A 10,604-nucleotide genomic window follows, 5' to 3' on the forward strand; every position below is an offset into this window, starting at 1 on the left:
ATCAGAACGCTCGGGGGATCCCCTCGCGACGGCTCCCGCTGCTCGCTCAGGGTAGCGAATTGATCAGGTCTGGACCGGCCCCGCGAAGCGACCTTGTTTTCCACCACAGCGTGGCCGCGTGGCTGTTGCCCGAGTCGTGCGCCTGCTTCCAGTTGTACGAGCCGTTGCACGTCGAGCCGTTGCTCACGATGCCGATCTCGCCGAGCGCGACGGCGTGGTCGTCGCCGTCGAAGTATCCGGGATGCTTGCACAAGCCTGCGACGTCGAGGCCCTTGGCCTTGTTGCCCGACGTCAGCGTGTCGTCGATCTCGCCGGTCGCGCACGCGCTTCCCATCGAGAACGTGGGGCTGGTCGTGTTGTACGACAGCGACGAAGTCGAGTTTGATCCGGTGGCCGCAACCCGCGGCGCCGCGACGAACAGCCAGTCGAGAATGCGATTCTTTGCGGCGTCGCGCGCAGCGGCATGGTTCGGGTCGCTGCCGGACGTGATCGTGCTGTGACAGAACGATCCGTACTTCGTTCCATGCGAGACCCGATAGGTCTGGCCCGGCGCCGGAGTCATGTCGAGGCCGACGGCCCACGGACTGCCCTGCGCGTCGTACGGCAGGGATCCATCGCTGTTACCGGTCCACAGCGACGGCGAGCAGCTCGCCCACCCCGTCAGCATCATTGCGCGCTTGTTGTTGGAGACCCAGTCGGCGGCCGAAAAGCCGCTGATGCGCCCGGCATACTCGCACCACCCGTTGCCCTGCGCGCACGAGCTTCCGAATCCGGCGATCGCATCGCCGTTCTTGCACGTGGTTTCGAAGCTGAGCGGACCGGCGACGTTGTACTTGCTGGTGCCGAGCGAATCGATCATGCCGTGAACGGTCACGACGCCGGCAATCCGGCTCTGCACGCCCCAGTCCTTTGTGCCGACTCCGCCGGTTCCGTAGTTCGCTGCGACTTCCATCGCGACGCGCCCGCCGGTGCTGTGGCCGATCAGGATGACGTTCTGTGCGGGCGACGGGTAGTAGTAGTTGATCTCCTTCGCGAGCCGGTAGCGCCATTCGTATGCGGTCGTGCACGGATCGCCCTGCGTGGTCGTCGTGCAACCGGGGTCGCCGACTTCCCAGTCGTCCATGTTCAGCGGGTTGGTCGAATCCGAAGGATGATACGGAGAAGGTGTTGCCGTGTAGAGGTTCGCAAAACGGCGATTGACGACGACGGTGTCGCCGGGATGCGCGGTCTGCCAGGCCGAGATCCTGGCCGGCAGGTCGGTGCCGATCGCGGTGTCGAGATCCTTCAGCGATCCGGCGGCATTCTGCCGGTCGGTGGTGCAGCCTTTGACGCCGTGCACGTAGAGCAGGTTGAGCGTGATCGTGCGCGCAGACGCTGTCGTTGCGCCGGCAAGAACGAGAACGGTGGATGCAAGAAGAGCGCGGCGCCAGTCTGTCATGAGAGCCTCCGTGGACGAGAGACGTCCGGCCTGCATAGCAGACGGGCCGTCGGCGAGTCTTTACGGAACTCTTACGCGCGCTCGGAAACCGCAAAGTTCCCGTCCGTTTTGCGGAAATCGCACTCCGGCGCCGCCGGGCGCGGTGCACGCGATTGCGTACGCGCCGCGACCGTCGGCAACGCTCTCGTCAGGTAGCCGTCGATCCGTTGCGATCGCGAAGCAGCGACTCGGATCGCCACCACTTCTCGATGCGTGCCGGTCGTCCGCCGGTTGCGCGCATCACTTCGTCGACGACGTGGTCGGCAACGGGGCTGCCCGAGAGATTGTCGAGCAGCCGCTGCGTGGCAGGGCGATCGAGATCGGTGAGCTCGAAGCGACGATGTCCTTCGCGCTCGCGCATCGCGTCAAGCACCACCGCGAGTTGCGGCGTCATGGCTGACCATCCGACCGCAATCAGGACGGGTGCCGACGCGCAGATCGGCAGCAGCCGGCGCAGCAGCGACAGCGAACCGGTGTCTGCACGTTCGACGTCGTCGAACAGCAGCAGCACCGGCCGGTCGGCGGCCGCCGCCCGCATGGAGATTGCGACCGCTTCGAGGAGCGAGTCATGAAATGCGTCGGTATCGTCGATCGATTCGGGTTCGGCCCATCGTCCGAGAAAAGGAACGATCGAGGCCAGGCTGCCGAGGTGCCGGCCCATCGCGAGCCGCACCGAACGCGAGTCGTAACGCGTGACGTAAGCGGCGACGACCTGCGCCCATAGCGAGTACAGCGAGTTCGTCGCGCCCGGAGCGGGGGCGGCCCGCAGAACTTCCATGCGCCGGCGGCGCGCGTACGTGCCGATTTCCTCGAGGAGCGCGGATTTGCCGACGCCTTCTTCGCCGGTGACTTCGGCCGTGCGCAGGTTGGTCGACGACAGCGCGTCGACGATCGCCTGAAGGTCGCCGAACTCGCGCTCGCGTCCGACAAACGGGTCGCCCGACCATGTGCCCGCTGCGCGCCGGCGCGTTACCTCCACCGGCCCGCTGAAGCGGTAACCACGACGCGCCACCGTAAGGATCATCGGCGGCCCGTCGCGCTCTTCGATGAGACGCCTCGCGCGATGCACGCAGATGCTGAGCGCGCCTTCCTGAACGTCGCGATCGGGCCAGAGCCGGTCGAGCAGCTCGTCTTTCATGACGACCCGGTCCCTGTGCCGGATCAGATAGGACAGCAGATCGAAAACGCGCGGCTCGACGGCAATCGGAATTCCGTCGCGCGAAAGCTCGCAGCGATGATCATCGAGCTCGAGCCCCGCAAAACGTACGCGCATCGTCGTCGGTTACCCTGGCGGGCAGGCGAAGAAGTGAACCCCGCGCCGAGGCAATGCAAGGTCCCGCCGGATGATGGCCGCCTCTACGATTTTTCCGGCAGCAGATCGAGAACCGATTCGGAGGGCCTGCACAGCCTGGTGCCATGCGGCGTCACGACGATCGGACGGTTGAGGAGGATCGGATAGCGCGCGACGAAATCGAGCAGCTCTTCTTCGCTCCACTTCGGGTCATCGAGTGACAGCGCCTGGTATTGGGCTTCCTTGGCTCGAAGCAGCGGCCGGATGCTTCCTCCGGTTGCCGCGGCCAGCTCGCGCAACGTGGCTTTCGACAACGGCTCTTTCAGATACTCGACGATCTCGGGCTCGATGCCGGCGCCGCGCAGCAGGGCCAGCGCATTGCGCGACGTGCTGCATGCGGGATTGTGGTAGATCCTGACGTCCTTCATCTCCCGCGCTCCGTGGCTTCATCGTTGCCGATTCGAAGGCCAACGCAAGGCCTCCCGGCTTTCCCGGACAGCGGCGTTCTATTCGTCGTGTGCATGCAGGTTCCGGCGCCCGGCGCGTGCAGGACAAAAAAGGGAAGCGCGCGTGGAACGCGCGCTTCCCCTTCTTGTGCCGGCAAAGTGCAATCCCTGCTGTTGATCAGTGACCGTTAATCGTCATGTCGACGGTCGCCCCAGCGATGATCGTCGCGATGATCATCGTCGCGGTCATGGTCCCAGCGGTGAGCGTCGCGGTCGTCGTGCCACCGGCGATCGTCGTGGTCGTGGTAGTACACATGGCTGCGATAGACGTGGGGTCCATATCCGTAGCCGCCCCGGTAGTACCCGTAGTACGGGTCCCTGATGATGCAGCCGGACGCGCCAAGCGCCACGAACAGCCCCAGCCCCGCCATCGTTACTTTCGTGCTCGTTTTCATGACCTCACCTCTGGCGGACCGAGCCGCCGGCCAAGAAGACCGGCAGCGGATCCGGCTTGTTCACGAATGCGCCGCGTCAACCGCAGATAGCCGGCAGACAGCCGGCCAATCGGGGTCTTTACAGCGCACGCGGTTTTGAGATTTGTCATGTTATTGCCCCCGCGAGGCTGGTGTTCCACACGTACTGACTGGTAAGTATGTTCACGGCCAAGCTCCTTTGGCCGCAACAAAACAGACCCTTGGAGGAGGGAAAACATGACCAGGCAACTTGCCCTGAGGAAGAGCTTTACGCTCTTCGCGACCGCCGGAGTGATCGTGATGGCTTCCCAGGCCATGGCGAGCACGCTGACGCAGAACGTTTCGTGGACCATCGATCGAAGCGGCACCACCACCAAGTATCGGATCACCGCTTACGGCGATTCGATCTATGCCGGCTACAACGGTTCGACGCTGAACGCGGCAAAGAACGCGGCGACGACGGTCGACGCCGAGTATCTTTCGGCCTTGTGGAACGCAGACATTGAAAACGTTCGTCGCTGCAAGTCGGGCGCAGTGGCTTCGGACATCTACAACAACAAGATCGTCGCCGAGCGTTCGTACATGCAGGCCACGAGCAACCGCGTGACCACGTTCGAGATGTGCGGCAACGACGGTCTTCAGGCGCGCAGCAGCTTCAAGGGACAGACCGGCACGTGCAACTATGGCGTGATGGACACGGCCCTGAACAACTGTACGACCTACCAGCAGAACGCAATGACGTACATCAACGCCAACCAGTACGCCGGTACGAAGCTGAAGGTCATCGCGAATCTTCACTATCCCGGCTACAACGCCGACAACGTGCTGAGCTCGTGCACCGATGCGACCACCGGTGCCAAGGTGAACCTGCGCGACAAGTTCCTTCCGTACATCGCGAAGATGAACTGGAGAGCATGCAATTTCGCGAACACCTACGGCTTCGCATGCGTGGACAATTTCGCCGAATACATGGGCGCCGACTACGACAGCAATGGCGACGGCCTGATCGACTCGGCGGCGCTGAAGTACGTGCCGGGCGAAAGCGAGGCGACCTACGTCACGCGCATCACGTCGACGCTGAAGTCGACGCTGCGTGACTCGAACACGCACTTCGCGACGTCCACGACCAGCTATGACTACATCCAGTCGGACGACACCCATCCCACCTACAACGGCGGGACGGTGACGGCCGGTCTGTTCGGCGGCACGACGGGAACCGGCGCGGCGCGCTACACGTCGTTCACCGGCGGAAAGAACCCGATCTGGAACCAGTACGGTCACGAGCGCTCGGGATGGGCGCTGTCGACCTGGAACCCGGCGACCCCGTAAGAGCCGAGGTCCGAACGAACGACAAAGGCCCCGTCCGGCAATGCCGGGCGGGGCCTTTTTTATGAAGTGCTCGCAGGCTCAGAGGCAATGACGACTGACGACTATAGAGCGCTCGTGGATTGTCCGTCGTCGCGAGAGATTCGCGCCACATGTCAACGTTAGTCCCGTTCGGGGGCGCATTTGCGCGGATCGGGTTTTTGACCGTCTGCTGACGCACTAGACTGGCGCGAATGACGTCGTCCCCCGCAATGCTGGTCATCCGTTTCATGCTTCGCTACCCGTGGCGCGTTGCCGCCGGTCTCGGTCTGGCGGTGGCCGGTTCGCTGCTGGGCTTTGTCTTTCCCGGGATCACACGCTGGTTTCTCGACGACATCATTCCGTCGGGTGATTCGTCGCGTATCGTGCCCGCCGTCCTGCTCGCGCTCGGCGCCATGGCGCTGCGGCAGCTGTTTTACGCACTGAGAACGGTCGCCAACAACGCGTTCGAGCTGCGCATGACGCACGACCTGCGCAGCGGCCTGCACGACAAGATCCAGCACCTGCCGCTGAAGTGGTTCGACCGCCAGACGACCGGCGACATCCTGATGCGGATGTCGAACGACGTGCCGGCCACGCAGCGTGTGATCATCGAGGGAATCGACCAGACCGCTCCGGCGCTGATCCAGATTGCCGTCACGATCGGAGTGATGCTGTGGGTGCATCCGAGCCTGGCGCTGGTCACGATGATCCCGGTGCCGCTGATCGCATCCGGCGGCTGGATCTACAGCCGCTGGGTCCAGCCGCGCGCCAACGAGGCCCGCGATTCGGCAGGCGACCTCAGCGCCCTGCTGCACGACAACATCGCCGGCATCCGCCAGATCAAGAGCTACACGCTGGAGCCGGAAAAGCAGCATGCGTTCGACCAGTCGAGCATGGTCTATCGCAGGCAGCAGACGCGCCTTCAGCGGGCGTGGGCCATCTACGGACCGATGATGGGTTTCTTCGGAGACGCGGGGCTCATCCTTCTGATCGGCTTCGGTTCGTGGTGGTGCATCCAGAAGGACATCTCGGTCGGCCAGCTCGTGCAGTTCCTGATGCTGCTGGCGATGCTTTACGAGCCGATCGGGAGGCTCCACACGCTGATGAGCTCGTTGATGACCGGCCTGATCAGTGCCCCGCGGGTGTTCGAGATCCTCAAGATGGAAGAAAGCGAGGATCTGCAGAGCGGCCGGCAGCTCACGCACGTCGACGGCGCCATCCGCTTCGACGACGTCTGTTTCCAGTACGACGAGCACCGCCTGGTGCTCGATCACGTGTTCATGGACGTACGCCCTCGCCAGACCGTTGCTCTCGTCGGCGCGACCGGTTCGGGAAAGTCGACGATGTTCCAGCTGCTGACGCGGCTCTACGAGCCGACGCACGGCGCAATTCTTCTCGACGGCACGCCGATCGGCGAGTTCAGCAAGGCGAGCCTTCGCGATGCGATCGGCTACGTGTCGCAGGACAGCTACATGTTCAACACGACCGTGCGCGAGAACCTGCTGCTCGGAAAGTTCGATGCCACCGAGGAGGAGCTGTGGGAGGCGCTGCGGCATGCGTCGGCGGATGAATTCGTCGAGCGGCTGGAGGGCGGTCTCGACGCCGAGGTCGGCGAACGCGGCAGTCATCTGAGCGGCGGCGAGCGCCAGCGCCTGTCGATCGCCCGCGCATTCCTGAAGGACGCGCCGATCCTGCTGCTCGACGAAGCCACCAGCGCTGTCGACGCGAAGAGCGAACGCCTCATCCAGTCGGCGCTGCGCAAGCTGCGGCACGACCGCACGTGCCTCATCATCGCGCACCGGCTTTCCACGGTTCGAGATGCCGACCAGATCTACGTGCTGCGCGCGGGAAAGGTCATCAGCCACGGCACCCACGACGAGCTGGTGCGAAGCTGCGATTACTATGCGGAGCTTGCGCGGCTGAGTTTCGGAGCCTCGGCCGCCGAAGAAGCGGCCTAGCCGGACTCAGCGCGTCGAAGCGATATCAGCGCGAAGTCAGCGGCAGTCGCCGATCCTGCGACCTTTGAACGCTCCGGTTACCGGAATCTCGAGCGCACCGAGGGCGACCGTCATCTCGACGGATCCCGCGACGGCGACCGGCGACGAGCGCAGCGAACCGGTTCCCGTCATCGGTCCGGCCGGCGTGTCGCAGCGCATTTTCCATCGGGCCGTAGGACCGTGAATGACCGCGTTCGAGATCCGGCACTGTTGCATCTTTGCGTTGACGCGCTCGGCCGTGATGACGCGGTCGCGAACGCACGTGCGCTCGACCTGGCGAATCGGTTCGCCGCGAAGTGGATCGGGCATCGACCAGGTGACCTCCCACAGCCCGGGCTCTACGGGCAGACCTTCGGCGTGCACCGAGCGCGACGCGGCAACGAGCACGGCCGCCGCGAACAACACGCGCACGAATGACCGCAAATTCCCCGCTGCGAGCACCGCACCGACCAATGACCTGAGCCTCCCCGCCTCCACACGCCGAGGGTACCCGCGCAGGATCCGTGCGTCTACATCGACGCCGACACGAAAAACCGCCGCTGAAAAAAATTCCGTGGTGCGATCTTGACCGGAAATCGGGCTTGCTTAATTTCGCGCGCAAAAAAAGACGCCCGCCCGATCCGGTGCGCCGGCGTCGAGGAGGCCAACTCATGTCCAACCGTTTCATCCGTCCTGCCTTCATCGCCGCAATCGTCGCCGGCGTTTCGGCATCGCTTGCCGTGCCTGCGTGCTTCGCTGCGGACGCTCCGGCGACGGGCAAAAAGGAAGCTGCAGCGGCCGAGGCGCCGCAACGGGCAAAGCTCACGACGCTCAGCTGCACGAACCTCAAGCTGAAGGCTGCGTGGAAGGGAGCCGGAGTTACCGTGGTCGACTACTACGCCGCCGGCACTCCCGTGCTTCAGGTCAGGCAGGATCCTTCGCCGGCCCAGACCAGCACCGAGATCACGTTCGGCAAGGAGTGGGGCGGGCGCACGGTGGACGTGCGGATCTGGGACAAGGACATCAAGCTCCTCGACACCGAATCGGTGGACTGCAAGGCGCCAGCCTGACGGCGCACTCTCACAGCGCGCAAAAGAAACGGCCCGCCTCCTTCCGGAAGCGGGCCGCTTTTTTCTGTCCCGCAGTCGACAGCCGAGAGACTGCCTTCTGAACGTCGCGCTCGCGCGCTCCTACTCAGCAGTCGTAGTACAGCTCGAACTCGTGCGGATGCGGGCGAAGGCGGATCGCGTCGATCTCCTTCTCGCGCTTGTGCTCGATCCACGTCTCGATGAAGTCCTCGCTGAAGACGTCGCCCTTGAGCATGAACGCGTGGTCCTTCTCGAGAGCGGCGAGCGCGTCGGCCAGCGAGCCCGGGACGCTCGGCACGTCCTGCAGCTCGGCCTTCGACAGCGAGTAGATGTCCTTGTCGAGCGCAGCGCCCGGATCGAGCTTGCGCTCGATGCCGTCGAGGCCGGCCATCATCATCGTTGTGAACGCGAGGTAACCGTTGCACGCCGGATCCGGGAAGCGCACTTCGATGCGCTTGGCCTTCGGCGACGGCGAGTACGTCGGGATGCGGACCGATGCCGAACGGTTGCGGCTCGAGTACGCGAGGTTGACCGGAGCTTCGAAGCCCGGAACCAGGCGGTGATACGAGTTCATCGTCGGATTGGTGATCGCACAGATCGCCGGTGCGTGGTGCAGGATCCCGGCGATGTAGTGCAGCGCCATCTGCGACATGCCGCCGTACTTGTCACCGGCGAACAGCGGCTTGCCGTCCTTCCACAGCGACTGGTGGCAGTGCATGCCCGATCCGTTGTCGCCGAACAGCGGCTTCGGCATGAACGTGGCGGTGCGGCCGTGGCGGCGCGCAACGTTCTTGACGATGTACTTGTACCACATCAGCCAGTCGCCCATCTCGACGAGCGGCTGGAAGCGCATGTCGATCTCGGCCTGGCCGGCGGTCGCCACTTCGTGGTGCTGGCGCTCGATGCGGATGCCGACGCTCTCCATGACCTGGCACATCTCGGTGCGGATGTCCTGGAACTGGTCGCTCGGCGCGCAGGGGATGTAGCCTTCCTTCGAGCGGATCTTGTACGCGAGGTTCTGGCCGCCGTCTTCGTCGGTGTTCCAGTTGGCTTCGCACGAATCCACTTCGTAGTAGCCCATGTTCGAGCGCGTCACGAAACGCGCGGAATCGAAAATGAAGAACTCGGGCTCGGGTCCGAAGTAGCAGGTGTCGGCAAGGCCGGTCGAACGGAGGAACTCGACGCCGCGCCGGGCGATGTTGCGAGGATCGCGATCGTAACGCTCACGCGTGAGAGGATCCTCGATGTCGCAGATCAGCGACAGAGTCGGCCTCTCCATGAACGGATCCATGCGGGCCGTGGCCGCGTCGGGGATCACGAGCATGTCGGATGCGTTGATGGCCTTCCATCCGCGAATGGAGGAACCGTCGAAACCGAGGCCTTCTTCGAAAATGGCCTCTTCGAATTCGCTGGTCGGCGTCGTGAAATGCTGCCACGTGCCGAGCATGTCGCAGAACTTGAAGTCCACCATCTCGACCTTGTTGTCTTTGGCGAACTTCATCGCTTCTTTCGCTGCTGTCATTGTAACTCTGGTCCTCCTGACGATTTAAAGGGATTGCGTGCGTGCGGATTGTTCGGACGGCTGCCGGTCGCCTAGAGCGCCGACTCGCCGGTTTCCCCGGTGCGGATGCGAACGACTTCGTCTACCGTCGTGACGAAAATCTTTCCATCGCCGATGCGGCCGGTGCGGGCTGCCGCGGTGATGGCTTCGACGACCGGATCGACCTGGTCGTCCTTGACGATGATCTCGAGCTTGACCTTCGGCAGGAAGTCGACGACGTACTCGGCTCCCCGGTACAGCTCCGTGTGACCGCGCTGCCTACCGAACCCCTTCACCTCGCTGACGGTGATGCCTTGGACGCCGACACCGCTCAGGGCTTCCTTCACCTCGTCGAGCTTGAAGGGCTTGATGATTGCTTCGACCTTTTTCATTTCTTGAACTCCTGACGTTCGAATATGCGGCCGCTGTCGGCTGCCGCGATGCCGAGCCGTAGTCCGTCGCAGATGCCGGTCGGGCCGGGCCGCGGCGCGAAGGCTGGGGTCTGCGCGATTACCGCGTTCTTACGGGGATCGTTGTGCAATTGCGATGCCACTGCCGCGGCGGCAAATCCGAAGCATTCGCAAGCATTTCCGCCCAAGTGGCTGCCACGTTTCCCGGCACTGCCCGCATCTTGTGCATGGGAGCGCGCGCCGAACGGTTCGCGTCCCGCCGGTTTCGCCGCCGCTTCGAGCGCGCGCGAAGCGGGCGCTACGTGGCCAGCCCGGCGGCTTTCCTATGTAGCCAGGCCAGAGGCCTTCAATGTGTCGTATGCCGCATTGATCCGACGCATCCGTTCTTCTGCAACGCGCCGGAATTCTTCGCCGAGATGCGTGACCCGGTCCGGATGATTCTCCTTGGACAGGCGGCGCCATGCCTGCTTGATCTCGATCGCCGATGCACCGGGCGCAAGCCCGAGGACCGACAGGGCTTCGGCGGTGCGGTCGGGCGGCGGCGCTTCGCGGCCGT

At 64.0% G+C, this 10,604-nt stretch carries 11 protein-coding genes; 3 read left to right on the forward strand and 8 right to left on the reverse strand.

Annotated features, from left to right (window positions below):
• Nucleotides 1–46: 46 nt before the first annotated feature.
• The 4 genes from VN634_08420 to VN634_08435 form a co-directional block, all read right to left on the reverse strand.
• A complete protein-coding gene (locus tag VN634_08420) occupies nt 47–1,438 on the reverse strand; it encodes a hypothetical protein (GenBank protein ID HXC50893.1) in 1,392 nt (463 codons plus the stop codon).
• Nucleotides 1,439–1,625: 187 nt separating this feature from the next.
• A complete protein-coding gene (locus VN634_08425) occupies nt 1,626–2,750 on the reverse strand; it encodes an AAA family ATPase (protein HXC50894.1) in 1,125 nt (374 codons plus the stop codon).
• 83 nt (nt 2,751–2,833) lie between these two features.
• A complete protein-coding gene (gene arsC, locus VN634_08430) occupies nt 2,834–3,196 on the reverse strand; it encodes an arsenate reductase (glutaredoxin) (GenBank protein HXC50895.1) in 363 nt (120 codons plus the stop codon).
• A gap of 206 nt (nt 3,197–3,402) precedes the next feature.
• Entirely contained in the window at nt 3,403–3,669 is a 267-nt protein-coding gene (locus VN634_08435) for a hypothetical protein (GenBank protein HXC50896.1), read from the reverse strand.
• Nucleotides 3,670–3,924: 255 nt separating this feature from the next.
• On the opposite strand from VN634_08435, the gene VN634_08440 reads away from it, so the two are divergent.
• Nucleotides 3,925–5,016 carry a hypothetical protein gene (locus tag VN634_08440; protein HXC50897.1) on the forward strand — a complete coding sequence of 364 codons (1,092 nt, stop codon included), beginning with the start codon at nt 3,925–3,927 and terminating at the stop codon, nt 5,014–5,016.
• 230 nt (nt 5,017–5,246) lie between these two features.
• On the forward strand, nt 5,247–6,992 hold the full coding sequence (locus tag VN634_08445) for an ABC transporter ATP-binding protein (GenBank protein HXC50898.1): 1,746 nt from the start codon (nt 5,247–5,249) through the stop codon (nt 6,990–6,992).
• Nucleotides 6,993–7,028: 36 nt separating this feature from the next.
• On the opposite strand, the gene VN634_08450 is transcribed toward VN634_08445, so the two are convergent.
• On the reverse strand, nt 7,029–7,442 hold the full coding sequence (locus VN634_08450) for a DUF3617 family protein (GenBank protein ID HXC50899.1): 414 nt from the start codon (nt 7,440–7,442) through the stop codon (nt 7,029–7,031).
• 239 nt (nt 7,443–7,681) lie between these two features.
• Here VN634_08450 and VN634_08455 point away from each other — a divergent pair, with 239 nt between their 5' ends.
• Entirely contained in the window at nt 7,682–8,080 is a 399-nt protein-coding gene (locus VN634_08455; protein ID HXC50900.1) for a hypothetical protein, read from the forward strand.
• A 124-nt stretch (nt 8,081–8,204) separates the two neighbouring features.
• Here VN634_08455 and glnA read toward each other — a convergent pair whose 3' ends face one another.
• The 3 genes from glnA to VN634_08470 form a co-directional block, all read right to left on the reverse strand.
• Nucleotides 8,205–9,620 carry a type I glutamate--ammonia ligase gene (gene glnA, locus VN634_08460; protein HXC50901.1) on the reverse strand — a complete coding sequence of 472 codons (1,416 nt, stop codon included), beginning with the start codon at nt 9,618–9,620 and terminating at the stop codon, nt 8,205–8,207.
• 71 nt (nt 9,621–9,691) lie between these two features.
• Entirely contained in the window at nt 9,692–10,030 is a 339-nt protein-coding gene (locus VN634_08465) for a P-II family nitrogen regulator (protein HXC50902.1), read from the reverse strand.
• A gap of 341 nt (nt 10,031–10,371) precedes the next feature.
• Nucleotides 10,372–10,604 (reverse strand): J domain-containing protein (locus VN634_08470; GenBank protein ID HXC50903.1); only part of this gene is annotated, 233 nt, incomplete at its 5' end.

The organism is Candidatus Limnocylindrales bacterium (assembly GCA_035571835.1).
Lineage (GTDB): Bacteria > Desulfobacterota > Binatia > UBA1149 > CAITLU01 > DATNBU01.

Bases quoted from the DNA above. Each gene is read 5' to 3' on its own strand.
- VN634_08420 (HXC50893.1), bottom strand. From the start codon at position 1,438: ATGACAGACTGGCGCCGCGCTCTTCTTGCATCCACCGTTCTCGTTCTT.
- VN634_08425 (HXC50894.1), bottom strand. From the start codon at position 2,750: ATGCGCGTACGTTTTGCGGGGCTCGAGCTCGATGATCATCGCTGCGAG.
- arsC (HXC50895.1), bottom strand. From the start codon at position 3,196: ATGAAGGACGTCAGGATCTACCACAATCCCGCATGCAGCACGTCGCGC.
- VN634_08435 (HXC50896.1), bottom strand. From the start codon at position 3,669: ATGAAAACGAGCACGAAAGTAACGATGGCGGGGCTGGGGCTGTTCGTG.
- VN634_08440 (HXC50897.1), top strand. From the start codon at position 3,925: ATGACCAGGCAACTTGCCCTGAGGAAGAGCTTTACGCTCTTCGCGACC.
- VN634_08445 (HXC50898.1), top strand. From the start codon at position 5,247: ATGACGTCGTCCCCCGCAATGCTGGTCATCCGTTTCATGCTTCGCTAC.
- VN634_08455 (HXC50900.1), top strand. From the start codon at position 7,682: ATGTCCAACCGTTTCATCCGTCCTGCCTTCATCGCCGCAATCGTCGCC.
- glnA (HXC50901.1), bottom strand. From the start codon at position 9,620: ATGACAGCAGCGAAAGAAGCGATGAAGTTCGCCAAAGACAACAAGGTC.
- VN634_08465 (HXC50902.1), bottom strand. From the start codon at position 10,030: ATGAAAAAGGTCGAAGCAATCATCAAGCCCTTCAAGCTCGACGAGGTG.